Genomic DNA, 26,521 nt, shown 5'->3' with positions numbered 1-26,521 from the left:
CAGATATTTTTCGCAGAGTTGGCCGCAGGTTTGAGCAGCCACGCCGACTGCCCTACCGCAGGTTGAGCAGGTCTCCCGCCAGCGTCTCCATTCGAACTGGGGCGGGTTGAGTTTCAGCGGATCGTGTCCGTGACCGGCGGCAGCAGGAGGCGGAAGGTCGCCCCCTGGCCGGGGGACGTGGTGAGTTCGACTCGGCCGTGGTGGGCCGTGACCAGGGAGTGGACGATGGACAGGCCAAGGCCGGCGCCGGCGCCGGCTGAGCGGGTGCGGGAGCTGTCGACGCGGTAGAAGCGTTCGAAGACCTGCTTGGCCTGTTCGTCGGTCATGCCGGGGCCCTGGTCGGCGACTTCGAGGACGGCGTGGCCGTCGACGGTACCGACGCCGATGCGGATGGGGGTGCCGCCGGGGGTGTGGGTGACGGCGTTGCCGACCAGGTTGGAGACGACCTGGCGCAGGGCCGCCTCGTCGGCGAGGGCGGCGGAGGAGGCCGGTGCCCCGTCGTCGGGACCGGTGAGTTCGACCGGGCGGGTGGGGTCGAGGGCGCGTACGTCACGCAGGGCGTCGACGGCGAGGGTGCGCAGGTCGGTCGGGGCGAGCTGGAGAGGGATGCCGGTGTGGTGCGGGGTTTCGTCGAGGCGGGCGAGTTGCAGCATGTCCTCCACCAGGCGGGCCAGGCGTTCGGCCTCGCCGGAGATGCGGTCCATGGTGCGGTCGATGTCCTCAGTCGTGGGGAGGGCGCCCATGCGGTACAGGTCGGTGGAGCCCTTGATGCCCACGAGCGGGGTGCGCAGTTCATGGCTGGCGTCGGCGACGAAGCGGCGCATCCGCGCCTCGGAGTCGGCGCGGGCGGCGAAGGCCGTCTCGATCTGTACGAGCATGTTGTTGATGACGGTGGCCAGCCGACCGATCTCGGTCTGCGGGGAGGCCAGGTCGGGAACGCGGTGGGAGAGGTCCCCGGCGGCGATGGCGGTGGCCGTCTCCTCGATGCTGGTCAGCGGGCGGAAGCCGGAGCGTACGGCGAACCAGCCGACCGCGGCGAGTACGGCCAGGAGGGCGGCGGCGACGGTGGTGGAGATGGTCCACAGGCGGTCGACGGTCGCGTCGGCCTCGCCCGTCGACGTGGCCACCGCCACCGAGACGGCCTTTGGGTCCGATGGACTGTCGAGGAGGCGTGCCGTGTCGGTCAGCGGCCGGACGACCACGCGCCAGCGCGGTCCGCCGTCCTGGCCGGGCACGGTGAAGGGATCGGTGCCATGCGCGACGACGGTGGTGGGGGCGGGGGCAGGCAGTTGCGGGCTGGTGTCGGGCTGCGTCCCCGCGGCGCCGACCGATCGGCCCGCGGCGTCGAGGTAGACGACAGCGGGCGTGTCGAAGAGGTTCAGCGCGGACAGGCGCTCGGCGGCTTCCTTCGCAAGTGGCCTGTCCGTGGTGGTGGGGTTGGGTGAGAGGGAGGGCGGGATGCGGGCGAACAGGTCGGCGGCGGGGACAAGTTGACGGTCCGTCTGTTCCTGCAGGTAGGCGCGCAGCAGGTGGTGGACCACGACGGTCGAGGCGACCAGCCCCGCCGTCAGCAGGACGACGGTCAGAAGGACGAGCCGGGTGCGCAGGGACAGGCGGGCGAGGAGGCCTCGCAGCCACCGGAGCGTGCTCATGGAGTGGGCCTGCGCAGGACGTAGCCCTGGCCGTAGATGGTGTGGATGAGCCGGGGCCGACCGGCGTCCAGCTTGCGGCGCAGGTAGCTGACGTAGGTGTCGACGATGCTGGGGTCGCCGTCGAAGTCGTAGTGCCAGACGTTGTCCAGGATCTGTGCCTTGGACACCACGCGGCCGGCGTTGAGTATCAGGAAGTGCAGCAGCCGGAACTCCGTCGGTGACAGGCGCACGGGCTGCCCGGCCCGGGTCACCTGGTGGGCATCGGGGTCGAGTTGCACGTCCGCGACGGACATGAGGGGGCTCGTGATGGCGGTGGTACGGCGCAGGACGGCGTGGATGCGGGCGATCAGCACCTGGAGGTCGAACGGCTTGGTGACGTAGTCGTCCCCGCCCAGGCGCAGGCCGTTGAGCATGTCCTCGGTGGTGTCCAGGGCCGTCAGGAAAAGCACGGGCATGCGGCGGCCCGTCTCTCCGGTGGTGCGGTCCGGCAGGTCGCGCAGCCGGCGGATGACGGTAAAGCCGTCCATGTCGGGCAGCATCACGTCGAGAACGACCAGGTCCGGGGGGTTCTCGTAGGCCGCCGCCACGGCCTGTCGGCCGGTGGCGGCGGTCGTCACGGTGAACCCGGCGTGCCGTAGCGCGGTGGGCAGGAGTTCGAGGACGACGGGTTCGTCGTCTACAACGAGGAGGGAGCCCGCCCCGCGGGACACCTCCCGTGGGGCCGCGGCTTCGGTCGCTTGCATACCGTCCTCCTCGGGGAGTGGAGTGCGCGTGGTCGTGGGGTCAGGGAGTGCTGTGGTGAGCGGGCGCCGTGGTCGCGTGCGGTCGCTGGGAAGCCTTGGCCGTACGTCGGGAGCGGCGCACCCGGTACGTGTCGTGGACGACGCTGCCGACCCATCCGGACGCGGCCGCGGTGAACAGCCCGAGGAGGACGGCGGCCGTCACGCTGTCGGCACCGCCCCGCGCGTTCAGGTTCATCAGGGGCATGTCCCCGAGCGACATGACCCCCGTCATCGACGGGCCGCCGAACAACTGAGCCATCACCAGCAGGACCGACCAGGCGAGGCCGACCTGCGCGGCGGTCATCGCAGCCCGCGTCGACCGGGTGGACAGCGGCGTGCCGTCGCGCCGGGTCGCCACCGGGGTACGGGCAGCGGTCAGCATCCCGCAGACGACCAGCACGGCCAGGGCGCACAGGAGCACCGCCAGACGCATGGCGAGGCTGCCTCCCGTGACGTCCGCCAGGCTCATCGAGCGGTACGGCGGGGTGAAGCCCCCGCCGTCGGAGCCTCCGGTCATGCCGCCTAGGAGACCGCCGCCGGACAGTCCGCTGAGCAGGCTCCCGAACGGGCTGCTCGCGTCCATCGCTCCCTCGAAGGAGAACGACCAGGAGGCGCCGAGGCCGGTCGACAGGAGGGCGAACACGCCGTTCGGCGCCACGAGGAGGGCCGCACCGGCCGCCTTGCCGCCGTTGTCGCCCCCCAGGGCGAAGGCGCCGACGGTCACGACCAGCGTGAGGGAGAGCGTCACGGCCAGGACGACGGTGGCAGTCGCGGAGAGCACGGGACCCACCACCGTACGCAGCCTGCCCGTCGCGAACCGTACGGGGAAGCGGGGCCGCCGAGCCGCCAGCGTCCCCAGGGCGAGCACCACGAGCAGCCAGAGCAGGCCGGCGAACACGGTCATCGCCACGTCCGTGTGGAAGTCCACGGCGGAGAGGCTGGAGGACCGATCCGCGCCGCCGAGCTTGCCCAACAGGCCGCCACCGCCCCCGCCGAGCAGGCCGCCCCCGCCCGAGCCGCCGGCTCCCGGCTTCAGCTTGGCGGTGACCGAGTCGGGCAGGTGCAGGCTTCCCCGGGCGAGGGGCGCGGCCACCAGGAGCAGGACGAGCCAGGTCACCGAGGCGACGGCCGCCCTGGCGAACAGCAACTGGGCCGTGACGCGCCGGCCGCGCAACCGCCAGAAGAACGCCAGGCCGAGGACGAGCGCACCGACCAGGGTCACCGCCAGCGGCGTGCCGCGCACACCGCCCTCCAGCCCCATCGACAGGAAGCCACCGCCGGAGCCGCCCGAGAAGCCGGCCGATCCGCCGACGGCCAGGCACACGATCGCCAAGGCCGCCGGCATCACAGGTGTGGCGGACGACGCGTCCGCGAGGGACAGCCCGAACAAGGCCACAGCGAGCATCGCGGCGAACGCCGCGAGGGCGCAGACGACGCCCGCCGACACGTTCTGCCCAGCCGTGACGGACGGGCCCTGGCCTTTCGAGGCGCGGGGACCCTGTGGTGGGTGCCCATGCCGGGAGGGGCGAGGGGGAAGAGGGTTTCGCGGGGCGCCTGAGGTCAGCGTGGTGTGATGACTCATGGTCCGGAAGCCTGGTCATCTCGCCCGAGGTTTCCCTGAAAGGTTCTGAGAGGAACCTGGGAGTCGGAGACATGACAGAACGGGCGCTGTGCGGGGCTCGTGCGGCGAGGGAGCCGGTCATGCGGGCCGGACCACGCCGGTGTCGTAGGCGAAGATGACGGCCTGGACGCGGTCGCGAGCGCCGATCTTCGCGAGGATGCGGCTGACGTGCGTTTTGACGGTGGTCTCGGCCAGGGAGAGGCGTTGGCCGATCTCCGCGTTGCTGGCGCCGGAGGCGAGGGCGACGAGGACCTCGCGTTCGCGCTGGGTCAGCTCGGCGAGCCGCTGATCCTTGGCCAGCGAGCCGCCAGGTAGGCGGTCGGCGAAGGCATGGATGAGCTTGCGGGTCAGGCTCGGGGAGAAGTCGGCTCACATGGGACTTCACGGTGGATTCGGCGAGATGGAGGTGCTCGGCGATCTCGGTGTTGCTGAGGCCGGTGGCGACGGCGGTGAGGACCTCGCGTTCGCGCTGGGTGGGCGCGTGGAGCCGACGGGTCTGCGCTGATGTGGGGCTCGGGCCGCCGACCCGAGCGGTGGCGGGTTCGCGGGCCGGACCTGGTGGGAGAACGGTGTGCTGGACGGCCACCGCGCGGATGTCGGCGGCCAGTTGGTCGGGCAGGGGCTGCACGAGGAAGGCGCTGGCACCGGAGCCCACGCCGGCGTGGGCGTGACCGTCGAGATCCAGGGCGGTCAGGACGAGGACACGCGCATCACCGCCCGACTCGGTGATGCGCCGAGTCGCCTCGATGCCGTCCGTTCCGTCCATGGGTACGTCCGTCAGGAGGACGCCAGGGGCGGGATCCGGGGTCGTGCGCACGGCTTGGGCGCCGTCGTCGGTCTCACCGGAGACGGTCATGTCGGGCCTGGCCTGCCTCAGCATGCTGAGGCCGAGACGGTTGAGGGCTTGGTCATCGACGATGAGGACGCTGGTCATGCGGTGTCTCTCTTCATGGAGGCGGTGAGGGGAGAGAGAAGGTGTGCTTGTAGGCGCCGACCGCCGCATTGTGTCGGAGGACTCGGTCCCGGCTCCGGGAGCCCCGCGGCCTGCTGTCCGACTGCGGGGATCCCTGGAGGACGGAAGTGCGCCGGCGGTCAGCCGTGTACGGACTGCTGTGGTTCGTCCGCTGCCGACGGCCCGGAAGGTTCGGGCGACGCGCTGAGAGCCTCACCCTCGATGTCCACGTTGGGCAGGGCCCTGTCGAGCCACCGGGGCAGCCACCAGGCCCGCTTGCCGAGCAGCGCAAGGACGGCCGGGACGATGGTCATCCGGACGACGAAGGCGTCGAAGAGGACGGCGATGGCGAGGCCGAAGCCGATCATCTTGACCATGGAGTCGTCGACGCCGATGAAGCCCGCGAAGACCGCGATCATGATCGTCGCGGCGGCGGTGACGACGCGCGCGCCGTGCTGGAAGCCGGTGACGACGGCTTCGCGCGGTGCCTGTCCGTGGACGTATGCCTCGCGCATGCGGGTCACCAGGAACACCTCGTAGTCCATGGCGAGTCCGAAGACCACGCCGATCATGAAGATCGGCATCATGCTCATGATCGGGCTCGGCTCCTGGAGGCCGAACCAGCCCCACTGGAAGACCGCGACCACCGCTCCGAGGCTCGCGGCCACCGAGAACAGGAAGCCGACGGCGGCCTTCAGCGGGACCAGCACGGAGCGGAAGACGGCGATCAGCAGGAGGAAGGCGAGGCCGACGACCAGGGCCAGGTAGGGCAGCAGGACCTCGCTCATCCGCTGCGAGAAGTCGACGTTCATGGCCGCTTGACCGGTGACGTAGACGGTGGCGCCGGTGTCCGCCTTGATGGTGTCGCCGGCGTCCCGGATCGTGTGGACGAGGTCTTCGGTGTCGGTGCCGCCGGGGCCCGACTTGGGGACGACCGGCACGACCGCGGTGGTGCCGGCCTCGTTGAAGGTGGCCTGGCGCACCGTCGCGACGTTGTCGAGGGTACGGATCTTCGCCGTGAGGTCGGCGGCGGCGGTCTTGGGGCCGCTGCCGGTGCCCTTGGCGTCGACCACGACGAGCAGCGGGCCGTTGACGCCGGGGCCGAAGTTGTCCGACAGCAGGTCGTATGCCTTGCGCTGGGTCGTGGAGGTCGGCTGCGAGCCTTCGTTGGGCAGCCCCAGTTCCAGGGAGGCGGCGGGTACGGCGACCACGCAGAGCCCGAGCACCGCGAACAGCAGCACCGCCACCGGCCGGCGCAGCACGAACCGGGCCCAGCGCGTGCCCATGTTGGGCCTGCCGTCGTGAGCGACGGCGCTCTCGCGGGTCTTGCGGGGGAGGAGACGGTCGCCGGCGAAGCCGACCAGTGCCGGGATCATGGTGAGCGCGATCACCACGGCGAGGGTGACGGTGGCGGCCGCGGCCAGCCCCATCTTCGTGAGCGGGGGGATGTTGACCACGGTCAGACCGACCAGCGCGATGACCACGGTCAGCCCGGCGAAGACCACCGCGGATCCGGCTGTGCCCACCGCCCGCCCGGCCGCGTGTTCTCGGTCGCTGCTGTGGGCGAGTTCCGCGCGGTAGCGGGAGACGATGAACAGGGCGTAGTCGATGGCGACGGCCAGCCCGAGCATGGTCGCCAGGACGGTGGTGGTGCTGCCCAGGTCGAGTACGTTGGCCAGGGCGATGATCGAGGTCACGGCGATGCCCACGCCGACCAGCGCCGTCGCGAGCGGCAGCCCGGCGGCGATCAGGGAGCCGAAGGTGATCATCAGGACGACGGCGGCTATCGCCACGCCGATGATCTCGCTGGCTCCCATGTGCAGCTTCTCCCGGACCGCGTCGCCGCTCGCCTCCACGGTCAGCCCGCCCTGCCGTGCCTCGTCGGCGATCTCGAACACCTGGTCAGCGATCGAGTCGTCCAGTTCGAACGCCGGCAGCTTGTACGACACCTGGATGTAGGCGGTGGAGGCGTCCCGGCTGACCGCCTGGACGGCGAACGGGTCCAGGACCCGGGCGACCTGGTCGGAGCTGTCCTTCAGCTTCGCCACGGCCTGTTCGACCTCGGCCTTGTTGGCCGGGTCGGTGATCTTCTCGCCGTCGGGCGCTTTGAACACCACGCGGGCGGTCGCGCCGTCGGCGTACGTTCCCGGGAAGCGTTCCGAGAGCAGGTCGTAGGCCTTCTGCGCCTCCGTTCCCGGCAACGAGAAGGAGGTGGGTTTGGGCGTCGACGCGCTGGCGGCGGCGACACCGGTCAGTGCCAGTACGACCAGCCAGAAGGCCACGACGACGCGCCGCCTGCGAAAGGCGAACCGGCCCAGTCTGTAAAGGTATTCGGCCACGAGGGCGCACTCCGTTCGACGGATCAGGATGGGGGAGTGGCGAGATGCCGTCGCCATCCTGGGCCGCCCGGCACCCGGTGCTCGTCGGCCATCCGTCCTTGATTCGGGACCGGGCGTCGGCCATTCGGCCGACGCTGCCCGTCCCGCACCTTTCGTAGGCTGCCCGGTGTGGAATACGACCTGCCGTTCTCCGCCAGGGCTCAGCGCCTGATCACCATAGGCGTGGGCGCCGTCTTCGTCCTGGTCTGGCTGCTGGACCTGACGCATCTGGTGTACGGGCCCACGGTGATCGACTCGCCCACCGTCTGGCTGACCACCCTGGGCTCCGGGCCACTCGCCGCGGCGGCTCTCGTTCGTGCCGACCGGAGTCCCGCGCTGATGTGGCGCGCGGGTGTCGCGGCCGTGCTGTCCACGGCACTGACCGTATGGGCCCCCGCGATTCCCTACCGACAGGGTCCCGCGTCCTGGGGATTGCTGGAGACCGCCGGCCTGCTCGGGCTGATCACGTTCACCGTGCGGGGGGTGGCTCGGCCGGGCGCCGCCTTCGGCCTGGGTGCGGCCCTCGGTGTCTCCATGATCCTGCAGCCGCTGCGAGTCGATGGGGACCCGCGGACCCTGGGCAGCTGTTTCGTACTGTTCATCTTCGTCGTGGGCGGCACGAGCCTCGGGGCGTATCTGCGGCTGCTGCAGGCCCGCCGGGCCCGAGCGATCGTCGAGGTGCGCCACGGCGAGCGCCTGGAGCTGGCCCGGGATCTGCACGACTTCATCGCCCACCACGTCACCGGGATGATCGTGCAGGCCAACGCGGCTCTGGCGGTGCACCAAAGCGCGCCGGACAAGGTCGATCCGATCCTCAAGAACATCGCCCGCTCCGGCTCGGAGACGCTCGCGTCCATGCGGCGGCTGATCCATGTCCTGCGTGAGGAGGAACGCGGCGGCCCTCGGCCTGGCGAGCTCATGACCGAACTCGGCCGAATGGTCTCGGACTTCTCAGCGACGGCGATGGAGGATGCGACGGCATCCGCGAAGGGCACCGGACCAACGAGAGCAGGACAGGCCCGGCTCGACGTCTCGGCCGCCGCTCGCGCCGTACGGCTGCCTCCGGAGGTGGAGACTTCCGTCCACCGCATGGTGCAGGAGACCCTCACCAACGTACGCCGTCACGCGCCGGGCGCGAAGGTGACGGTGCGCCTCGACGCCGATCACGCCTGGCTGCGGGTCACGACCCTGAACACCGCTCCCACCCGTCGTGGCGCACCGCCCACTGGCGGCCGGGGCGGCTTCGGCCTGGTCGGGCTGCACGAACGGATCGAAGCCGTCGACGGGACACTCACCGCCGGTCCCGCGCTGGGCGGTGGCTGGCAGACGACAGCCGTCTTCCCGCTGACCGCCGACGGTCAGAAGGCTGCGACGCCTACGCCGGCCGAGGACCTGCCGACGAAGGGAACCTGACGCCACCTGCCAACTGGCTCAGTCTGCCGTCCTGACGACACCCTTCTCCCAGGCCCAGGCCGCGATCTCGACACGATTGCGGGCGTCGATCTTGCCCTGGACCCGGCCCAGGTACGTCTTGACCGACGACAGCGACAGGAACAACTCGTCGCAGATCTCCTGGTTGGTGCGCCCCACCGCCACCAGCTGCACGATGTCCAGCTCCCGGCCACTGAGCACATCCCGGACCGGCGCTGGAAGTGCGGCGGTCCGCTCGTGCTCCTCCAACCGCCTGAGCAACCGCACCGTCACCGCGGGTGAGACAAGCGCGTCGCCACGGGCAGCGGCCCGCACTGCCTCGACCAGCAGGGCGGGCGAGGCGTCCTTCAGGAGGAATCCGCAGGCGCCGTTGCGCAGCGCGGAGGTGACGTAGTCGTCCTGGTCGAAGGTGGTAACCACCACCACGTTGAGAGGATCCACCACACCCGGGCCGGCCAGCAGCCTGGTCACCTCGATCCCGTCCAGCCTCGGCATCCGGATGTCGACCAGACACACATCCGGACGCAGCCGCCGGGCGGCATCGACACAGTCGGCGCCGTCGGTGGCCTCCCCGACCACCTCGATCCCGGGCTGCGTTTCGAGGATCAGCCGGAACCCCGTACGCACGAGATCCTGGTCATCAGCGACAAGGACGCGAATGTCGGTGGTGTTCACTCGGCAGACCCTTTCATGTGGTGCTTGAGACAGTCCAACGGCAGCGGGAAAACGGACCCGAAAAGTCTCTTGAGGAAAAGGTGAAGGGGCGTAGGGGCGGCCGGTGCCGACGCTGGCGGAGCTGGCGGCCCCGTATCCGCAGGTGAATGCCGTCGGCCCAGACATAGACGTAGTCCGTGGCGGACAGATCGCGCTCGCCGAACGCCTTGTGGTCGCCCTGCCACTGCTGGGTGAGGCGGGTCACCGTGGCCGCAGACAGGCCGGCCGAGGAGCCGAGGAACTGCTCAAGTGCGGGCACGAAGTCGCCGGACGACAGGCCGTGCAGGTAGAGCAGCGGCAGCACTTCGCTGATCTTCGGGGACTTGCGGCACCACGGCGGGAGGATCGCCGAGCTGAACCGTTTGCGCTCGCCGGTCGCCTCATCGATGCGCTTGTCGTTGACGCGCGGGGCCTTGACCTCGACAGTCCCGGCCGCGGTGGTCACCGAGCGAGGCTGGTGATGGCCGTTGCGGACCACGAGCCGCCGCCCACGTTCGTCCCTCTCCTCGGCCAACTCGGCTATATAGGCATCGACTTCGGCCTCCAGCGCGGCCGCGAGCATCCGCCTCGCGCCCTCCCGGACGATCTCGTCGATGAGCGAGGAGCCATTGGCGGTGGTGCCGTCGGCGTTGACTACGCTGAGCACGGGCGTGCCTTCCCGACCGGTGTTCGTAGCACCGGCCTACTCGATGACCATCAATCGATCACTCGGGAAGGTACGCCCTTCGCGTTCAACCCGAGGTCGATCCACAGGTCTTGAGCATTGCTCCCCCTTTTTTTTGGTGAGTGGGCATTCTGGGCGAGAGGCAGATCGGTGGTTTCTGCGCAGCGCTGGCTCGGTCGAGCTGTACACGTGATGCAGCAATGGGCTACAGGGCAGCCAATCGCCTGGCGCCCTGGCGGCTGGCGGTGACCTCCTCCGGCGGGCAGCCGAGCATGAGCAGGACGGCGTCGGCGACACCCGCGGCGACATGGGCGGTGTCGTCCTCACGCACCCGGCCGGGAGCTGTCCGATCCGGCGTACGAACCCTTCTGGGCCCGGGCCGAGGCGACGGGCGCGATCCTCTTCCTGCACCCCTTCGGCTGCACGCTCGACGAGCGCTGGACCAGTGGTACCTGCCCAACGTCGTCGGCCAACCGACCGAGAACGCCGTCGCGCTCTCCCACCTCGTCTTCTCCGGTGTCCTGGACCGGCACTGAAGCTGATCGCCGCGCACGGCGGCGGATACCTGCCCACCCACCTCGGCCGCTCTGACCACGCCTGGTCGGCCCGTTCCGACGCGGGAGCAGTACGTCGTACGGCTGCGCAAGGCCGACGAGAAGCGGCTCGACCTCGTCTCCTACGGGGCTGCGAGCGCGCCGGACGTAGACACGTGGGCCGAGGAACTCCTCGCGGGTGGCGTCCAGTTGACCTCCCAGCCGGGCAAGGTGGACACCCCCGGCGGCGGCTACGGCTTCCGCTTCTTCGACGTCGACGGTCGCACCATCGAGGTCTTGGCCGACGTCGAGGTCCGGCGGCACCGCAGGATCGAGGAGAAGGAGGCGATCCCGGTCAAGCTGTCGCACGTCGTCCTCAACTCCCCGGACCTGAACGTGACTCGGGAGTGGTACGAGCGCCACCTCGGCTTCCGCCTCTCCGGCATCCTCACGCATCCGAACATCGGCGAGGCGATGCACTTCATGCGGACCAGCAACCATCACCACTCCATGGCCATCGCCAAGGGCCCGCACACCGCCCTGCACCACATCTCCTTCGAGATGCGCGGCATCGACGAGTACATGCGCGGAACGGGCCGGGTGATCCGGGCCGGTTTCAAGAAGCTCTGGGGTCCGGGACGGCACCTGGCGGGGGACAACACGTTCACGTACTTCCTGGACCCGCAGGGCAACACGGTGGAGTACACGACGGAGCTGGAGGTCCTCGACGAGGACACCTGGCACCCGCACATCTACGACTTCTCCCAGCCCGAGGTCACCGACCAGTGGGGCACGGCGGAGGCGATGAACGAGTTGATCGCCAAGGAGTCGTTCAACGACGTCGACCGCGGCGTGTCGTCGCCCCGCCGGTCTGATCCCTCCGATTCCGGGGTCGCGGACGGCACCCTGTACCCGGTCCCCGGGGCGCACTCGCTCAGAGCTGGGCCCGCGCGGCATCCGTGTGAACACGATCCACCCCGGCTTCATCGAGACCGAGATGACGGCCTCCGCGCCCCCGCCTTCCGTGAGGCCAACATCCGCGAGACCCCGCTCGGCCGCACCGGCACGGTCGACGAGATCACCCCGCTGGTGGTGTTCCTGCTCTCCGACGACGCCTCCTTCATCACCGGGCGCCGAGATTCCCGTGGACGGCGGTCTCACTGCACACGGCGGGGTCAAGTCCATCTCCGACGCCCTGCGGGAGGGGATCGAATGAGGCGGCTCGAAGGAAAGGTGGCCCTGATCTCCGGCACAGCCCGTGGTCAGGGCCGGGCGGCGGCGCTGCGGTTCGCGGCCGAGGGCGCGATCGTCGTCGGCGACCTGCTGCACGAGGGCGCCCTGGAGACGCAGCGTCTTGTGGGCGAGGCGGGCGGCACTGCCCTGACGTCCGGCTTGCTGGACGTAACGGACGAGGACTCCGTCCGCGCGTGGGTCGAGGAGGCCGTCGATGCCTTCGGCGGGATCGACATCCTCTACGCCAACGCCGGCGCCGTCCGTTTCGGAGCCGTCGACACCCAGCCGTACGAGGACTTCACGTTCACGATGCGCGCGGAGCTGGACTCGGTGTGGCTGGCGGCACACACTGCCTGGCCGCACCTGGTCGCGAGCCGCGGCTGCATCCTCACCGTCGGTTCCACGGCCGGCCTCACCGGCTCCCTCACCAACCGGCGCACCGCGCACTCGGCCTCCAAGGGGGCGGTGATCTCCCTGACGCGTCAACTCGCAGCGGAAGGCGCCCCGCACGGCATCCGCGCCAACTGTGTCAGCCCCGGGATGATCGACACCGAGGGCTCGCTCGGCGACCTGCTCGCCGACGACCACCCCATGGTCATCGTCCTCATGGATCACACAGCGAAGGACGGCATCCCGAAGATCGTCGAGGAGTGCACACTCCCGTTGACCGGCGAGCGCTGCGTCCACCGGATCATCACTGACCTCGGCGTCCTCGACGTCACCCCCGACGGCCTCGCTCTCGTGGAGACGGCGCCAGGAGTGACGTACGACGAGATCAAAACGAAGACAGCCGCGCCCCTGCGTGCCGACGCCGTCACCGCCGCCTGCTGAACACGCCGGACCGGCTCACGGCGTCGGCAGGGGCTGGGCGCCGCTACTCGGACGCGGCCACGCCGGGCACCGACTCCAGACCGGGCGTTCCCTCTCCGGGCAGACGGGCGAGTGCGAGGCGCAGGAACACCTGGGCCGCGGGTGAGGTCGGGGCCGGGTCGCGGTGGGCGAGGGCCAGGGGCTGGAGTGCCTGGGGGTCGTCGAGGCGCAGGACGCAGTCGGCGTGGTCGGCGGGGACGACGGCGTCGGCCACCGGCCGGGGCACGACGGTCACCCCGATGCCCTCGAACGCCAGCTTGGCGAGATCTCCCGCGCTACGCAACGCGCAGACGCCCCGGCGGCGTGCTCGCGCTCGGTCGAACGCGGCGTCCACCTGCACGCGCAGTCCCGTGTCCGGACCGCATTCGAGGAAGCGTTCGTCGGCCAGCTTTCCCAGGTCCGTGACGCCGGTCCCGCGCAGGCGGTGGTCGCGGCCCCGTCCTTGCCGGCCGTCGACCTCGCCGCCGAGCAACGCCTGACGCTCGCCGGCGTTCTACGCGGCACCTCCGTGACGTGTACCCGGTCACAAGCGTCTCCGGACCTGCACGCCTGCTGGGGCTACGCCTCTTCCGCCAACCCTTCCCAGCGGTCGGCGAGCATCTGCAGTGTGGCGACGAACCGTTCGCGTTCCCCCTCGTCGAACGATTCCAGGAGAAGCTTGTCGAGTGTCCGCGCACGGTGCTTGGCCTCACGGAGGGCTTCCTGGCCGGCGTCGGTGAGGTAGAGCAATTTGCGGCGGCCGTCGGAGGCCGCGGTGCGACGGGCGAGCAGACCACGGTTCTCCAGCCTGCGAGCCACATCGGCCATGGTGGACGTGTCCAGGGCGACGGCGGCAGCCATCGAACGCTGGTCCCGGCCAGGATTGGCTTCCACTGTCTGCAGTACCGCGAACTGGGGACCCGTCAGTACCGAGTCCACCTCTTGTGCCCACACGGCCAGATACGCCTGGTAGAGACGCCGGACCTGGTAGCCGGGCGCGGCTGTCAGGGCGGCAGGAATCTCTGGGGCGGTCCCGAGGGGCGGGGTCTGGTCAGCCATGGGGCCAGCTTAAGCACGCAGGTCCACCTTGAGGGAGGGCCGGGTGCCGGCAGTGCGGTTCCGCCGCGCTTCGGCCCAGCGCCTCGGAGGTCGAACTACCCGGCCTGCGCTCCGCGTTTCTACCGGAACACGGCTTTCGTCCGGCCTGTCTTCGCGCAGATGCGTTTAGGCGGCAGCACCTTTCAGGGGGTGGAACCAAGGTGGATCGGGCCTGTTCGGTCGGCCAGCCGGGCGCCACCGCCACCACGGTTCAGAGCGATGATCTCGGCGGCGATGGACACGGCGGTCTCCTGCGGAGTACGGGCGCCCAGGTCCAGGCCGATCGGGCTGGACAGACGTTTCAGCTCGACCTCGGTCAGCCCAGCCTCCGTCAGCCGCTTCCACCGGTCCTCGTGTGTACGCCGTGAGCCCATCGCGCCCACGTAGCCGACGTCGGGCAGGCGCAGGGCGACCTCCAACACCGGGACGTCGAACTTGTGGTCGTGGGTCAGCACACAGATCACGGTCCGCCCGTCGATCCGTCCGGCCTCCGCCTCGGCGTTGAGATACCGGTGCGGCCACTCCACGACGACCTCGTGCGCGCCGGGCATCCGGGGCGTGGTGGCGAACACCGGGCGCGCGTCGCACACCGTGACCCGATAGCCGAGGAAGGAGCCCATCTGCGCGAGGGCCGTCGCGAAGTCGATGGCGCCGAACACGATCATCCGGGGCGGTGGCGCGAAGGACTCGATGAACACGTGCAGCTCATCGCCGGACACGCCCAGGTCTTCGCCGCGGCACGGTCCGTCCGCGCCGTAGCGCAGTACACCGGACCGGCCGGCGTCCAGCATGCCGCGGGTGTCCTGGCGCAGGAGGCCGTCCAGCCGGTCCGAGCCGGTGGCGCCCGCCACGCGGTCGGGCCAGACGACCAGTCGGCGGCCGAGGCGTTCCCGGGGCCCCGCGATCACGGTGGCCACCGCGACCGGACGGCCGGCCCGGACCGTCTCGGCCACTTCGCCCAGCTCGGGGAACGTAGTGGGGTCGATCTTCTCCACGAACACGTCGAGAGTGCCGCCGCAGGTCAGCGCGATCGCGAAGTCATCGCCGTCGGACACTCCGTACCGCTGGAGCACCGGCGGGGCCCCGGCGAGCACCTCGCCACCAAGGTCGTACACGGCGCTTTCGACGCAGCCGCCCGACACGCTGCCGACCGCCTCACCGCCGGGTCCCACCAGCATCGAAGCTCCGGGTGGGCGGGGCGCGGAGTGGTGAGTGGCCACCACGGTGGCCAGTGCCGACGCCTTGCCCTCGGCCCACCAGGACAACAGCTGATTCAGCACATCGAGCATGGACATCTCCTCTCGGCGCCGGAGGCCTACGACCGACCCGTTGTTCGTCTCAGCTCACGACCGGACCGGTCCCACACGGCCGCTGAGCAGGCTTCCGGCGCCCGGCAGGACAGGCGGAAGTCCTAGCTCCGTGAGGATGCGGAACGCGGTCGAGGTGGCCGCAGACAGCACGGGGAGCCCCGCCGCGTCCTCCACCGGCTGGATCGACGCGAGGGACGGCATCTGCACGCATGCCGACAGCACCAGCGCGTCGGCCCGGCGCAGGTCGAGGCGCTTGAAGTGCTCGCGCAGGTCGGCGGGGTCGAGGCGGGCGACCGCCAGGTTGTCGGGCACTTCGAGGCTGAGCGCGTCGACCACCTCGACGCCGGCGTCCTCGATGTACTCGACGACCTTGGCGGTGAGTTCCTTCATGTACGGAGTGATGATGGCGACCCGCTTGGCGCCGAGGGCCTCGATGCCGCTGAGCAGGGCGCCGGCGCTGGAGACCACCGGAGCCTTGGCGCCCTCGGCGCGCAGCGCGGAGGTGATCTCGGCCTCCGCGACGCAGTGGTGGCCCGGTCCCTGGGCCATGATGGCGACCAAGCAGGCGGTGGCGACGACGTCGGGCCGGGCGTCGGCGAGTTCGAGGGCGGCCCGCTCGGTCTGCGCGTTCATTCCGCGCAGTTCCTCGGGGGTGACGTGCTTCATCCGCATCCTGCTGCTGTGGAACACGAAGCGGTCGTCGGGCTCGACGGCCTCGCGGGCGTTCAGCATCCGCGGCAGTTCGGTTTCCATCGTCAGGTTGGAGCTGGGCACGATCAGGCCGATGTGATGGTCGGTCATGGGGGTGGTCCTCCGGTTGTGGCGCGGGTCGTTGCGTCCTCCCTGTGCCCGGAGCACGCCCGAGGGGCGGTCCGGTGGCCGGGGGGTCTACGAACCCGAGGTCAGTCCCACCCAGTGGTCGGCGAGGGACGTCAGCGTGTGCAGAAAGGTGTCGCGTTCGGTGTCGCCGAAGGGCTCCAGGAGGAGCTTGTCCAGCGCCCGTGCGCGTCGGTCGGCCTCACGGAGGAGGTCGCGGCCGTCTTCGGTGAGGTGCAGCAGTTTGCGGCGGCCGTCTTCGGTCGCGGTGTGGCGTGTGATCAGCCGCCGTTTCTCCAGTCGACGGGCCACGTCCGCCATCGTCGAGGTGTCCAGTGCCACGGCGGCTGCCAGGGAGCTCTGGTCGCGGCCCGGATGCGCCTCGACCGTCTGCAGTACGGCGAACTGCGGGCCGGTGAGCACAGGGTCCACCTCGCGCAACCAGGCGGCGAGATATGCCTGGTACAGGCGGCGCACCTGGTAGCCGGGGGCGGCGGTCAGGTCGGCCGGTGCTTGGGAGGGGGGCTCGGGGGTCGGGGTCTCGTCATCGGACATGACCGCTCTCAGTCATTCTTCTGGGAGTCGGTACGGGGATGGGAAAGGATCGTGCCCAGGACCGTGCGCAGGGCGGCGAGGCCGGTCTCCGGGGCGTCCCAGAAGATCATGTGCCCGGCACCGGGGATCTTGTGCAGCGATGCCGACGGGTTCGCGCAGGCTGCCTCCTCGGCCCCGGTGACGGTGACGACCGGGCTGTCGGCCCCGTGGAGGATGGACACGGGCCCGGGCACCTTGGGCCACCAGTCGAAGAAGTCCTCGTGCTCGAAGCCGTGGTGCGTGGCGGCGATGGCGTCCTCGGCGCAGCTGGAGAGCCAGCGCGCCCGCAGTTCCTGCTCCCGACGCGGCCAGGTGGGCCAGGAGGCGGCCACCTCGTCGGCGTCCGTGCCGCGCAGGGCCTCGGCCAGTTGCCGGCGGAACGCCTCCAGGGTGGTGGGGTACGGGCCCCGGCCCGGACCGCTCATCGGCGGATCGGCCAGGACGGATCCGCGCAGGACCACCTTGGCCCGTACCGCGACGACCGCCGCGATCCGCGCACCCATGGAATGGCCGAACAGCAGCGGGCGGTCGAGCCCCAGACCGGTGATGAGGGCTTCGGTGTCCTCGGCGTACTCCTCCAGTCCGTAGCCGTCGCCGTCGTCGGACAGCCCTCTGCCGCGGACGTCCAGTACCACGGGCCTGACCAGGTCGGTCAGTTCACGGGCGACGAAGTCCATGGTGACCGCGGGACTCGTGATGCCGGGCAGGACGACCAGCGGGGGCAGGTCGCCCCCGTAGTCGAGGGCGTGCAGCCGCACGTTGCCGGAGCGGATCCACCGGCTGGTGGCGGGCACGTCGGCGAGGTCGGCGAGCCCGGATTGCAGGACCGATCGCTGGGACACGGGATGCCTCCTCATGAGTGGGCACGCCGGGTGGCGGGGGCGGACACGGAGCTGACGTAGCCGACAGCGTCCTCAAGGTCGATGACGTCGCCGTACTTGGCCTGGATGTCGAAAAGCGCCGCGTCCGCCGGTCCGGCGGCCCGGTCGCCGACGCATTCGCGGGGCACCAGCACCGAGAAGCCGGACTGGACGGCGTCGACGGCGGTGGCCCGTACGCAGCCACTGGTGGTGGCACCGCAGACGACGACCGTGTCGCAGCCCAGGCCGGTGAGGGTGGCGGCGAGGCTGGTGCCGAAGAAGGCGGAGGCTCCCTTCTTCACCACCAGCAGGTCGTGTCCGGGCCGCATGGGCAGGCGCGGGTCGACGGCGACCGCGTCGCCGCCCTCGAGGAGGTCGCGCAGGCCAGGTGCCTTGCGCAGCCAGGTGATCGAGTCGCCGGAGGCCTCGGCCTGCGTGTAGGCGATGGCCGTGAAGATCACCGGCACGCCGGCCGGGCGCCCCGCCTCGATCAGACGGCTGGTCGAGGCGACGACCTCGGTCAGGTCCGTGCCCGAGGGGTACGAGTCCTCGGTGAAGCCCCGGGTCAGGTCGACCACGACGATCGCCGGACGGCTGCCGCGCCGGACCGGCGCTCCGAAGCCGGCCTTCTCGTAGGTGCGATCGGTGCCGACACCGTAGAGTCCGCCGCTCATCGACGCTTCCCCCGCCCCAGCAGCCAGCCCTGGAAGAGGCCGAACAGGAAGGCGGCAGCGGTCGGCCCGTACTTCTTCAGCAGTGGTACGGCGACCAGTGACAGCCCGTTGAGCTCGGCGGACGCCGCAGCCGGCGCGGCAGCCACCGGCGTGAACGTCGGCGAGGTGATGGGGGCCTGCGTACCGCCGCCGGCCAGAAGCAGGTTGCCGAGGTTCTGGGCGAACTGCTGGAGGATCCGGTCGGACACGGTGCCGATGGCGCCCTTGCCGAACTGGGCGATCTTGCCCCGGATCACCAGGTCCGTGTCGATGTTCAGCTGCGCGCCGTCCGCGGTCGGCACCACCTCCAGGAAGACCTCGGCCTCGGCGTCGCCGCTGCCATGGGTGTCGGCGCCGCTGGCGTGGACGCGCAGCTGCCGCTTCTCGGCGTCGACCTCCAGGAAACGCACGGTGCCGGCGTAGGCGGCCGTGATCGGACCCACCTTGACCTTGACGGCGCCGCGCCAGTAATCGCCGTCGCGGCCTTCGAGGGCGGCACCGGGCATGCAGGAGGCCACTCGCTGGACATCGTTGATCAGGGCGAACACCGCGTCGGGCGCGGCTTTGACGGGAACGGTGTTGATCAGTTGCATGGTGTCTCCTCGGTGCCCCTGGCACAGTGGCCGCGCCGGGCGGTCGCGCAGGCGTCGATCGCCTCGACGATGGTCTGGTAGCCGGTGCACCGGCACAGGTTGGCGGCGACGGCCTCCTTGATCTCCCCCCTGGTCGCGTCCGGCCGCTCCGCGAGGAAGCCTTCGGCGAGCATGAGGAAGCCGGGGGTGCAGAAGCCGCACTGCAGGCCGTGGTGTTCGGTGAACGACTTCTGCAGATCGCTGAGTTCACCGGTCTCGGCGTCGGCGAGGGACTCGACCGTGGTGATCCGCGCTCCCTCCGCCTGCGCGGCGAACATCAGGCAGGCCCGGGCCGGAGCCCCGTCGACGATCACGGTGCACGCACCGCAGATGCCGTGCTCGCAGCCGACGTGGGTGCCGGTCAGGCGCAGGTCGTGACGGAGCACGTCCACCAGGGTGCGGCGCGGCTCTGTGATCACTTCGTACGAGGTGCCGTTGACGTCGAGGGTGAGGAGCTGGACGTCGTCGCCCAGGCCGGCGGTGTCGGTCATGTTGTCTGCTCCGGTGCGGGTGGGGTCAGGGCACGGTGGACGGTCTCCGGTGTGATGGGGGTGTTGTCGAGTTCGACGCCGGTCGCGCGCAGCGCGTCGTTGACGGCGTTGAGCACGGCGGCGGGGGCGCCGATGGTGCCGCCCTCCCCGGCGCCCTTGGCCCCCGTCTCGGTGAAGGCGCAGGGCGTTTCGAGGTGGTGGATGGTGATGTCGGGGATCTCGTGGGCGGTGGGGACCTTGTAGTCCATGAAGCTGGTGGCCGACGGCTCGCCCTGCGCGTCGTAGGTCACCTGCTCGAAGAGCGCTCCGGCGATGCCCTGGGCGATGCCGCCGCGGCACTGGCCCTCGACCACCTGGGGGTTGATCGCCACTCCGCAGTCCTCGACACAGACGTAGGCGAGGATCTCCACCTGGCCGGTGTTCTCGTGCAGTTCGACGACGACGCCGTGGGTGGCATTGGAAAAGGTACCGTCGTTGTGGACGTCGAAGATGGCGGTGGCGCTGAGGCCGGGTTCGATGTCCTTGGGCAGCAGGTGCGACTTGAGGTACGCGGTGTCGGCCAGGTGTTCGTGGGTGAGGACGGCGTCCGGTTCGTCGCGGCGGCGCACCCCGCCCCGGTGGAGTTCGGTCTCGTCCGGGGAGATGCCCCACTCGGCGGCGGCGATCGCACGGAGTTTGTCGCCCAGTTTGCCCGCCGCGAGGCGTACGGCGCTGCCGCCGACCGCGATCGAGCGGCTGGCGAACGAGCCCCAGCCGTAAGTGATCCGGTCGGTGTCACCCTGGTGGAGCTTGACCTTGGCGATGTCGACGCCGAGCTCGTCGGCGGCGATCTGCGCCATGGTCGTCTCGTGACTCTGCCCGTGGCTGAGGGTGCCGCTGGTGATGGTGACCGCCCCGCTGGTGTCCATGCGGGCCTCGGAGATGTCGAATCCCGGGACGACCTCCATCTTGCGCGCGGCGAAGGCCTTCGAGCCGTAGCCGGTGCGTTCGCTGAAGCAGCTGTAGCCGATCCCGATGTGCCGTCCTTCGGCCCGGGCCACGGCCTGGCGGTCGTACCAGCCGGCCTCCACCAGTGACCGCTCGCACAGGTCGAGGGATTCCAGGTACGAGCCCGGGTCGTAGGTCATGTTGTTGACGCCGGTATAGGGGAACTCGGTGATGACGTTGCGGCGCCGGATCTCGACCGGGTCCAGGCCCAGTTCGCGGGCGGCGCGTTCCATGAGCCGCTCGACGACCATGACGTACTGCGGGCGGCTCACGCCCCGGTAGGGGGCGGTGGGCGCCTTGTTGGTGGTGATGGCCCGGCCGCGTACCCGGTATGCGGGCACCTTGTAGACACTGGGCATCTCGGCGGCGGCCATCAGCGGCTCGATGCCGGCTGTGAACGGGTAGCAGGAGTAGGCGCCCATGTCGCACACCACGTCCGCGTCGAGTCCGAGGATGCGGCCGTCGGTGTCGAAGGCGGCGCGCGCGGTGTAGTGCTGTTCACGGGCCAGGAAGGACGCGGACAGGGCGTCCTTGCGGTCCTCGATCCACTTCACGGGCCGGTGCAGCCGCAGCGCGGCCGCCGCCGCGGCGATCTCCTCCCGGCCGACGGCGCACTTGATGCCGAAGCCGCCGCCCATGTCGGGGACGATCACCCGCACCGCGCGCTCGTCGAGCCGCATGCAGCGCGAGGCCACCGTCCGCACCTGGTGCGGGACCTGGGTGCAGGTGTGCAGGACGAGCTGCTCCTCCCGGTCGTCCCAGAACGCCACGGCGCCGCGGGTCTCCAGGGGCAGCGCGTTCTGCCGGCCGGTCCGCACATCCACCTGGACGACACAGGGCGCGCTGTCGAAGATCTCGTCGATGCCATCGGTGGCGAACAGCGAGACGTCGACGAGCGTGTTGTGGGCGGCCTCCTCATGCACCAGCGGGGCGTCGGGAGCGAGGGCACGCTCCTCGCCGGTGACGGGCTGGAGGGACTCGTACGTCACCTTGGCCGCCTCCAGGCCGTCCTCGGCGGCGTACGGGTCACGGGCGATGACCACGGCGATGGGCTCGCCGACGTAGCGGACCCGGTCGCGGGCGAGGACGGGCATGGCGGTGGGGACGAACTCGGAGAGCGGACGGGCGAGTAGGGCCGTGATGTCGCCCAGCTCCAGGTCGGCGGCGGTGAACGCCGCCACGACGCCCGGGACTCGGCGTACCTCGCTGAGATCCACCCCGGTGATCACTCCGTGCGCGATCGTGCTGCGGACGAACTGCGCGTGCAGCAGGCCGGGCAGTTCGATGTCGTCGACGAACCGGCCGCGTCCGGTCAGCAGCCGGGGATCCTCGCGGCGAGCCACCGATCTGCCGACCAGCCGATCGCCGTTGGCGGGCTTCATCGGGACAACGCCTCCTTACAGGCTCGTTCGACCAGGGTGCGGATGAGGTGCTTGCGGTACCTGGTGCTGCCGCCCGCGTCGCCCGGCGGGTCCACCGCGGCGGCGGCCGCTTCCGCGCAGTCGCGGAACGAGCCGCTGGCGGCCAGCACCGCCTCCGCCTCGGGCACCCGCACCGGCATCGCGGCCACACCGCCGAGGGCCACCCGGCCGCCGTGGACGGCGGAGCCGTCGGTCTTCAGGTCGACGGCGGCGGCCACGATGGCGAAGTCCCCGCGGCGCTCGGCGAACTCGGTGAGCGCCGCGTGGGGTGCGGGGCGCGGGAAGACGATCTCGACGAGGATCTCGTCGGGGTCCAGGGCGGTCGTGTAGTAGCCGAAGAAGAACTCCGCTGCGGGGACGCGACGACTGCCGCGCGGACTCCGGACCACGAACTCGGCGTCCAGCAGTACGGCCAGCAGGCACCACTCGGCGGTCGAGTCGCCGTGAGCGATACTGCCGCCGACCGTGCCACGGGTACGGATCGGCAGGTGGCCGATCCACGCCATGGCGTCACGGATGACGTCGAAGCCCGCTCCCAGCTTGTGCGGCGGCGCGGTCTCCACCGTGTGGTGGGTGGTGAGGGCCCCGATACGCAGGCCGCCGTCGGTGTCGACGCCGAGGTGGTCGAGCTCGCGCAGGCCGGCGATGTCGACCAGGTGCGCGGGCCGGGCCAGCCGGAAGTTCATCATCGCGACCAGGCTCTGGCCGCCGGCGATGACCTTGGCCTCGTCGCCCAGCTCGGCGAGCAGCGCCGTGGCGCCCTCGACGTCGCGCGCCCGGTGGTAGCGGAAGGGAGCGGGCTTCATGTCTCTCCTGTCGTACGGCCCTGACCTGAGGTAGATCCGGTCAGGCGGGATGGATCCTCAGAGCCCTGCCTGACCGGACGTCGGTGCCGGGATCAACTGGGGTCCCGCTGTGTACTCGGCGTCACCGTCCAGTGCCCTGCCCTTGGTCTCGGGAGCCGCGACCACCATCCACACGACGGCCGACAGCACTGCCAGGGTGAGAATCCCGAAGGTCAGGGGCAGCCCCAGCACCGGCCACAGCACCGAGCCGAACAGCACCGGCACGAAACCGGTCACCACCCGGCTGACGGAGGAGGCCCAGCCGAAGCCGCTCGCCCGCAGCAGGGTCGGGTACAGCTCGGAGACGTAGGCGTACATGGCGGGGATGGCCAACTGGATCAGGAAGCCGAAGACGCCGATGGCCACGACGGACCCGGTCGGCATGTCCATCACCAGTGCGCACGCCACCAGCGCCAGCGCGGCCAGTGGAGCCGTGGCACCGATGAGCCACTTCCGGCCGGTCACATCCACCAGAGCGATGGATACCAGGACGGCGACGATGCCGACGCCGCTCATCAGCGTGGTGCTCATGAAGGCGGCCGCGTCGCCGAGGCCCTGTTCCTTGAGGATGGACGGCATCCAGCTCAGCGCCGCGTAGTACACCAGCATGACGGTGGCGTAGAGCAGCCAGACGGCGGAGGTGATGCGTGCGCTGAACCTCCAGATGTCGCGGAGCTGTTCCAGCGAGGCCCCGGGACCCCTCGACTTTCCGTCGTCCACCGGGGCGGGGATGACGTACGGCTCGACCGGGGCGCCGGTGCGAGCCACCAGATCGTCGATGACGGCCCGCGCCTCGGCTTCCCTCCCCTTCTTGCTGAGGTAGACCGGAGACTCGGGGACGCCGCGGCGCACCCAGAAGAGCAGCAGGGCCGGAACACTCATCGTGGTGAGCATCCACCGCCAGTTGTCGTCCAGCGTCAGCAACGCCGTCGACACCACACCGCACAGGGTCACGCCGACGGGCCACCACACGTCCAGCGCGGTCAGGACGCGTCCGCGGTACTTCCTCGGCGAGAACTCCGCCACCAGGGCGTAGTCGACGGGGATGCAGCCGCCGAGCCCGACGCCGGCCACGAAACGCAGGGCCAGGAAGACCGGATAGTTCGGGGCGAGGGCCCCGAGCACCGAGAACAGCGCGAAGATCAGCAACGTGACGCTGAAGGCCTTCTTGCGACCGATGCGGTCCGCGACCGCACCCCAGACCACCGCGCCGACGGCCATGCCCACGAGGTTGGCAGTGGCCACGAGGCCGCTCTGGGCGAGCGTGAGATCGAAGTGCTCACCCAGCAGCGGCATCAGGAAGCCGTTGAGGGCGATGTCGTAGGCGTCGAACAGGTAGCCGAGGCCACCGATGATGAAGACCTTGCCCTGGACACCCCATCTCCATGGGAGGTCCTGGACTATCTGGTCGCCTGTTTTCACGTTCACTCCACGGGTGTGCAAGGGGGACGCGCCCACGCGGGGCGGACACCGGGGTGGGAAACGGGGTGGGAAAGCGGGGGAGGGGGGCGATCGGACGGGGACCGAGGCGCTTCGATCAGCGGGCGAAGCTGTAGTCGAAGGCGCCCAGGTCCGGGTCGTTGAGCGGGGTGCCGCTCCACAACCAGTCGTAGGAGACGTCGGACTCGCCGTCGAAGCCGCGCCTGAGCAGCTCGTCGCGGGCCTCCTGACGGGGACCGTCCTCGTAGTGGTAGAAGGACATGTTCTGCAGTGAGGCGTCCTGGACCATGCCGGCGTGCTTGGCGCGCCGGTCGACGTAGCGGCGCAGCGCGGCGTCGATGCCGTCGACGGTGACCCGACCGAGTTCCTCGGCCAGCACGGCGGCGTCCTCCATGGCCTGCGAGGCGCCCTGGGCCTGGTAGGGCAGCATGGCGTGGCAGGAGTCGCCCAGGAGGGCCACGCGGCCGTCCACCCAGACCGGGTCGCGGCGGCGGTGATAGAGGGCGAAGGCCTGCACGTCGTCCTTCGCCTTGGACAGCATCGACGCGACGCGGTCGTCCCAGTCCGGGTAGGCGTTCACCAGATCCTCGGCGGTGACGTCGGCGGTCCACTTCTCGGCCACCTCGTCGGTGCACGGGACGCAGCCGACGACGTTGAGGTACTCGCCGCCGCGAATGATGTAGTGGACCAGGTGTCGGCCGGGTCCGTACCAGATGGTGCTCTGGAAGCGGTCCATCAGGAAGCGGGTCGCCGGGTCGGCCGCGATGAGGTCGCCCGGGATCAGCGCCCGGAAGGCCATCTCGCCGGAGAACTCCAGCGTGTCCGGCAGGCCCATCAGATCGCGGACACGGGACCGGATGCCGTCGGCGCCGATCACCACGTCGGCCTCGAAGCGCCGACCGTCCTCGATCACCGCGGCGGGGCGGCGGGGGTCGCCGCGGTCCAGTTCGGTGACCCTGCTCGCGGTCTCCAGCCGAACGACCGGTCCGGGACCGTTCGGGTCGACGCAGGCGTCCTTGAGAACACCGTGCAGGTCGGCGCGGTGGTAGTGCCAGTACGGGGCGTTGTACTCCTGCTTGCAGCGGTCGCCGAGCTGGGTCAGCCCGATGACGCTGCCATCCTTCCACCGGCGCCGCACCTGGTCCTGGGGCTCCGTGCGGATCGCCTCCAGCTGCTTGCGCAGGCCCAGGCCCAGCAGGATCCGGCTCGCGTTGGGCGCCGTCTGGATGCCCGCGCCGATCTCGCCGAACCGCGGCGCCTGCTCCAGCACGGTGACCCTGAGGCCGCGTTGCCGCAGGGACAGCGCGGCGGTCATGCCGCCGAGCCCGCCGCCGACGATGACGACTTCGAAGGATTGGGTGGATGCCATGTGTTCTCCAGGTACGGGTGCGGCGGGCGGTGTCAGTGGTCGGCGAGTCGGCCCGCGGTGACGACGTCCTGGCCGTCGACCGAGACGGTGCAGCCGCGCATGGCGATGTCGAGGTGTGCGTAGGACTCACGCTGCAGGACGGGGTGCGGGCCGGTGGACCACAGGAAGTTCCCGGCGAACGCCCGGGCGTCCATGCCCATCAGCTCTTCCTTGCCGTACAGGGCGGTGGCGAACCAGTCGGCGGTGCGCATCAGGCCCCAGCCCATGTGGGACAGGCTGCGCGCCCACTGGTCCTCGGCGTCCTCGAAGAAGGTCTCCAGCAGCTTGGCCTCGGAGCCGCCGGACACCTTCTCGATGGTGCCGTTCGAGATCTCCAGGGTGACCGGCTGGCGCACGTATTCCTTGAACGGCAGCAGGATGTCGTTCTCGGCGAGCACGATCCGGCCGTCGGAGAACTTCGGCCAGCACAGCACCATCGTGCTGGGCCAGTGGTCCCAGCGGCCCGGGTCGTCGGCGAAGCCCACCTGGAACTCCGGCTTGGCGCCCGGCAGTTCGACGGTCAGGTCGGTGCCGGCCTCGGAGGTCACCCGCATCACGGAGGCTTCCTTGAGCAGCTCCACGCCCTTGAGGACCTCGGCCTTGTCGCCCTCCTTGGGGAGGTTGCGGATCAGGACGTCGGGGGCGTCGCAGACGAACAGAATGCGGGTGCCCGTGCGCAGGATCTCCTGCTGGAGCGGAGCGTGGATGAAGCCCTCGCGGGTCAAGTCCACGACCAGGTCCGCCGACTTGAGCAGGTTCTGCGCGGTGGAGTCGTTCAGCACCGCGGTCAGGCCGGGCCCGGCACCGGTGTGGGTGCTGTCCGTGGGGGACGGGTTTCCGCCGGGCACGGTCGCGGCGACGACATGCGCGCCGCAGGCCTTCGCCGCACCGAAGGCGGCTGCCACGTAATCCCCCCGGCTACTGGGCTCGGACAGGACCACGACGTGCTCATCGGGCCGGAGCTTGCACAGCTTCAACTCCTGGGTGAATGCGTCGAGGAGGTCAACGGAGGTGAGGTCGAACATGTCTCGCTCCTAGGGAGGGGAGGGCGTGAGAGACGGTGATCGCGTGGCCCGGACGGGGGAGTGAAGGCACAG

The 26,521-nt window shown here is 70.4% G+C and carries 22 protein-coding genes and 6 pseudogenes; 5 read left to right on the top strand and 23 right to left on the bottom strand.

Features of this window, described 5'->3' with window-relative positions:
* Positions 1–113: 113 nt before the first annotated feature.
* The 6 genes and pseudogenes from JIX56_RS06020 to JIX56_RS05995 all read right to left on the bottom strand — a co-directional run bounded on the left by JIX56_RS06020 (position 114) and on the right by JIX56_RS05995 (position 7,346).
* Positions 114–1,652 carry a sensor histidine kinase gene (locus JIX56_RS06020; protein WP_257537720.1) on the bottom strand — a complete coding sequence of 513 codons (1,539 nt, stop codon included), beginning with the start codon at positions 1,650–1,652 and terminating at the stop codon, positions 114–116.
* Positions 1,649–2,395, bottom strand: a complete 747-nt coding sequence (locus JIX56_RS06015; protein ID WP_257537719.1) for a response regulator transcription factor — start codon at positions 2,393–2,395, stop codon at positions 1,649–1,651. Before JIX56_RS06015 ends, JIX56_RS06020 begins: the two co-directional genes overlap by 4 nt.
* A gap of 40 nt (positions 2,396–2,435) precedes the next feature.
* Positions 2,436–3,881: a streptophobe family protein gene (locus JIX56_RS06010; protein ID WP_257537718.1), complete on the bottom strand. Its 1,446-nt coding sequence runs from the start codon at positions 3,879–3,881 to the stop codon at positions 2,436–2,438.
* A 252-nt stretch (positions 3,882–4,133) separates the two neighbouring features.
* A pseudogene (locus JIX56_RS06005) lies at positions 4,134–4,424 on the bottom strand (response regulator transcription factor); the annotation flags it as partial.
* Between the two features lie 43 nt (positions 4,425–4,467).
* Positions 4,468–4,989, bottom strand: a pseudogene (locus JIX56_RS06000) (response regulator); the annotation flags it as partial.
* A gap of 158 nt (positions 4,990–5,147) precedes the next feature.
* Positions 5,148–7,346 carry an MMPL family transporter gene (locus JIX56_RS05995; protein WP_257537717.1) on the bottom strand — a complete coding sequence of 733 codons (2,199 nt, stop codon included), beginning with the start codon at positions 7,344–7,346 and terminating at the stop codon, positions 5,148–5,150.
* A 168-nt stretch (positions 7,347–7,514) separates the two neighbouring features.
* Here JIX56_RS05995 and JIX56_RS05990 point away from each other — a divergent pair, with 168 nt between their 5' ends.
* The gene (locus JIX56_RS05990; protein ID WP_257537716.1) at positions 7,515–8,798 is read left to right on the top strand and encodes a sensor histidine kinase; all 1,284 of its coding nucleotides are present in this window, start codon (positions 7,515–7,517) and stop codon (positions 8,796–8,798) included.
* 18 nt (positions 8,799–8,816) lie between these two features.
* Here the strand turns inward: JIX56_RS05990 and JIX56_RS05985 are convergent, their stop codons facing one another.
* The 3 genes and pseudogenes from JIX56_RS05985 to JIX56_RS05975 form a co-directional block, all read right to left on the bottom strand.
* A complete protein-coding gene (locus JIX56_RS05985) occupies positions 8,817–9,491 on the bottom strand; it encodes a response regulator (RefSeq protein WP_257537715.1) in 675 nt (224 codons plus the stop codon).
* Between the two features lie 121 nt (positions 9,492–9,612).
* A pseudogene (locus JIX56_RS05980) lies at positions 9,613–10,176 on the bottom strand (transposase); the annotation flags it as partial.
* A gap of 223 nt (positions 10,177–10,399) precedes the next feature.
* Positions 10,400–10,525 (bottom strand): hypothetical protein, encoded by a 126-nt coding sequence (locus tag JIX56_RS05975; RefSeq protein WP_257537714.1) that lies wholly within the window; start codon positions 10,523–10,525, stop codon positions 10,400–10,402.
* Here JIX56_RS05975 and JIX56_RS05970 point away from each other — a divergent pair.
* The 4 genes and pseudogenes from JIX56_RS05970 to JIX56_RS05960 form a co-directional block, all read left to right on the top strand.
* Positions 10,519–10,819: pseudogene (locus JIX56_RS05970) on the top strand (amidohydrolase family protein); the annotation flags it as partial. The gene JIX56_RS05975 and the pseudogene JIX56_RS05970 overlap by 7 nt on opposite strands.
* A pseudogene (locus tag JIX56_RS05965) lies at positions 10,815–11,602 on the top strand (VOC family protein); the annotation flags it as partial. The pseudogenes JIX56_RS05970 and JIX56_RS05965, both read left to right, overlap by 5 nt.
* A gap of 62 nt (positions 11,603–11,664) precedes the next feature.
* A pseudogene (locus JIX56_RS47830) lies at positions 11,665–11,943 on the top strand (SDR family NAD(P)-dependent oxidoreductase); the annotation flags it as partial.
* A complete protein-coding gene (locus tag JIX56_RS05960) occupies positions 11,940–12,791 on the top strand; it encodes an SDR family oxidoreductase (RefSeq protein WP_331595110.1) in 852 nt (283 codons plus the stop codon). The pseudogene JIX56_RS47830 and the gene JIX56_RS05960, both read left to right, overlap by 4 nt.
* A 43-nt stretch (positions 12,792–12,834) precedes the next feature.
* On the opposite strand, the gene JIX56_RS05955 is transcribed toward JIX56_RS05960, so the two are convergent.
* From JIX56_RS05955 to JIX56_RS05890, 14 genes are all read right to left on the bottom strand, one after another.
* Complete coding sequence (locus JIX56_RS05955) at positions 12,835–13,302, bottom strand: LysR substrate-binding domain-containing protein (RefSeq protein WP_257537713.1); 468 nt, start codon at positions 13,300–13,302, stop codon at positions 12,835–12,837.
* 86 nt (positions 13,303–13,388) lie between these two features.
* Entirely contained in the window at positions 13,389–13,868 is a 480-nt protein-coding gene (locus JIX56_RS05950; protein ID WP_257537712.1) for a MarR family winged helix-turn-helix transcriptional regulator, read from the bottom strand.
* A 182-nt stretch (positions 13,869–14,050) separates the two neighbouring features.
* Positions 14,051–15,196 carry an XdhC family protein gene (locus JIX56_RS05945; protein WP_257537711.1) on the bottom strand — a complete coding sequence of 382 codons (1,146 nt, stop codon included), beginning with the start codon at positions 15,194–15,196 and terminating at the stop codon, positions 14,051–14,053.
* Positions 15,197–15,250: 54 nt separating this feature from the next.
* Positions 15,251–16,018: a maleate cis-trans isomerase family protein gene (locus JIX56_RS05940; protein ID WP_306819825.1), complete on the bottom strand. Its 768-nt coding sequence runs from the start codon at positions 16,016–16,018 to the stop codon at positions 15,251–15,253.
* Positions 16,019–16,105: 87 nt separating this feature from the next.
* Positions 16,106–16,588: a MarR family winged helix-turn-helix transcriptional regulator gene (locus JIX56_RS05935; RefSeq protein ID WP_257537710.1), complete on the bottom strand. Its 483-nt coding sequence runs from the start codon at positions 16,586–16,588 to the stop codon at positions 16,106–16,108.
* A gap of 8 nt (positions 16,589–16,596) precedes the next feature.
* Positions 16,597–17,484, bottom strand: coding sequence for an alpha/beta fold hydrolase (locus JIX56_RS05930; protein ID WP_257537709.1), 888 nt, complete (start codon positions 17,482–17,484; stop codon positions 16,597–16,599).
* Entirely contained in the window at positions 17,481–18,161 is a 681-nt protein-coding gene (locus JIX56_RS05925; protein WP_257537708.1) for an isochorismatase family protein, read from the bottom strand. Before JIX56_RS05925 ends, JIX56_RS05930 begins: the two co-directional genes overlap by 4 nt.
* On the bottom strand, positions 18,158–18,793 hold the full coding sequence (locus JIX56_RS05920) for an SRPBCC family protein (RefSeq protein ID WP_257537707.1): 636 nt from the start codon (positions 18,791–18,793) through the stop codon (positions 18,158–18,160). The genes JIX56_RS05925 and JIX56_RS05920 overlap by 4 nt, the downstream gene beginning before the upstream one ends.
* Entirely contained in the window at positions 18,784–19,323 is a 540-nt protein-coding gene (locus tag JIX56_RS05915) for a (2Fe-2S)-binding protein (protein ID WP_257537706.1), read from the bottom strand. The genes JIX56_RS05920 and JIX56_RS05915 overlap by 10 nt, the downstream gene beginning before the upstream one ends.
* On the bottom strand, positions 19,320–21,692 hold the full coding sequence (locus JIX56_RS05910) for a xanthine dehydrogenase family protein molybdopterin-binding subunit (RefSeq protein WP_257537705.1): 2,373 nt from the start codon (positions 21,690–21,692) through the stop codon (positions 19,320–19,322). Before JIX56_RS05910 ends, JIX56_RS05915 begins: the two co-directional genes overlap by 4 nt.
* Positions 21,689–22,537, bottom strand: coding sequence for an FAD binding domain-containing protein (locus JIX56_RS05905; protein ID WP_257537704.1), 849 nt, complete (start codon positions 22,535–22,537; stop codon positions 21,689–21,691). The genes JIX56_RS05910 and JIX56_RS05905 overlap by 4 nt, the downstream gene beginning before the upstream one ends.
* Positions 22,538–22,594: 57 nt before the next feature.
* Positions 22,595–23,998 (bottom strand): MFS transporter, encoded by a 1,404-nt coding sequence (locus JIX56_RS05900; protein WP_257537703.1) that lies wholly within the window; start codon positions 23,996–23,998, stop codon positions 22,595–22,597.
* Positions 23,999–24,113: 115 nt separating this feature from the next.
* Positions 24,114–25,385, bottom strand: a complete 1,272-nt coding sequence (locus JIX56_RS05895) for an FAD-dependent oxidoreductase (RefSeq protein WP_257537702.1) — start codon at positions 25,383–25,385, stop codon at positions 24,114–24,116.
* A gap of 32 nt (positions 25,386–25,417) precedes the next feature.
* The gene (locus JIX56_RS05890) at positions 25,418–26,449 is read right to left on the bottom strand and encodes a hypothetical protein (RefSeq protein WP_257537701.1); all 1,032 of its coding nucleotides are present in this window, start codon (positions 26,447–26,449) and stop codon (positions 25,418–25,420) included.
* Positions 26,450–26,521: the final 72 nt, after the last annotated feature.

The sequence above is a fragment of the Streptomyces sp. CA-210063 genome (assembly GCF_024612015.1).
Taxonomy (GTDB): domain Bacteria; phylum Actinomycetota; class Actinomycetes; order Streptomycetales; family Streptomycetaceae; genus Streptomyces.
Note: the sequence above shows the minus strand (reverse complement) of the source record. Positions and strands in the feature narration are given on the sequence as shown.

Coding starts and splice junctions, on each gene's coding strand:
- JIX56_RS05930 (WP_257537709.1), bottom strand. CDS start 17,484: ATGAGGAGGCATCCCGTGTCCCAGCGATCGGTCCTGCAATCCGGGCTC.
- JIX56_RS05950 (WP_257537712.1), bottom strand. CDS start 13,868: ATGGCTGACCAGACCCCGCCCCTCGGGACCGCCCCAGAGATTCCTGCC.
- JIX56_RS05945 (WP_257537711.1), bottom strand. CDS start 15,196: ATGCTCGATGTGCTGAATCAGCTGTTGTCCTGGTGGGCCGAGGGCAAG.
- JIX56_RS06015 (WP_257537719.1), bottom strand. CDS start 2,395: ATGCAAGCGACCGAAGCCGCGGCCCCACGGGAGGTGTCCCGCGGGGCG.
- JIX56_RS05935 (WP_257537710.1), bottom strand. CDS start 16,588: ATGTCCGATGACGAGACCCCGACCCCCGAGCCCCCCTCCCAAGCACCG.
- JIX56_RS05960 (WP_331595110.1), top strand. CDS start 11,940: ATGAGGCGGCTCGAAGGAAAGGTGGCCCTGATCTCCGGCACAGCCCGT.
- JIX56_RS05915 (WP_257537706.1), bottom strand. CDS start 19,323: ATGACCGACACCGCCGGCCTGGGCGACGACGTCCAGCTCCTCACCCTC.
- JIX56_RS05910 (WP_257537705.1), bottom strand. CDS start 21,692: ATGAAGCCCGCCAACGGCGATCGGCTGGTCGGCAGATCGGTGGCTCGC.
- JIX56_RS05905 (WP_257537704.1), bottom strand. CDS start 22,537: ATGAAGCCCGCTCCCTTCCGCTACCACCGGGCGCGCGACGTCGAGGGC.
- JIX56_RS05895 (WP_257537702.1), bottom strand. CDS start 25,385: ATGGCATCCACCCAATCCTTCGAAGTCGTCATCGTCGGCGGCGGGCTC.
- JIX56_RS05920 (WP_257537707.1), bottom strand. CDS start 18,793: ATGCAACTGATCAACACCGTTCCCGTCAAAGCCGCGCCCGACGCGGTG.
- JIX56_RS05940 (WP_306819825.1), bottom strand. CDS start 16,018: ATGACCGACCATCACATCGGCCTGATCGTGCCCAGCTCCAACCTGACG.
- JIX56_RS05890 (WP_257537701.1), bottom strand. CDS start 26,449: ATGTTCGACCTCACCTCCGTTGACCTCCTCGACGCATTCACCCAGGAG.
- JIX56_RS06020 (WP_257537720.1), bottom strand. CDS start 1,652: ATGAGCACGCTCCGGTGGCTGCGAGGCCTCCTCGCCCGCCTGTCCCTG.
- JIX56_RS05925 (WP_257537708.1), bottom strand. CDS start 18,161: ATGAGCGGCGGACTCTACGGTGTCGGCACCGATCGCACCTACGAGAAG.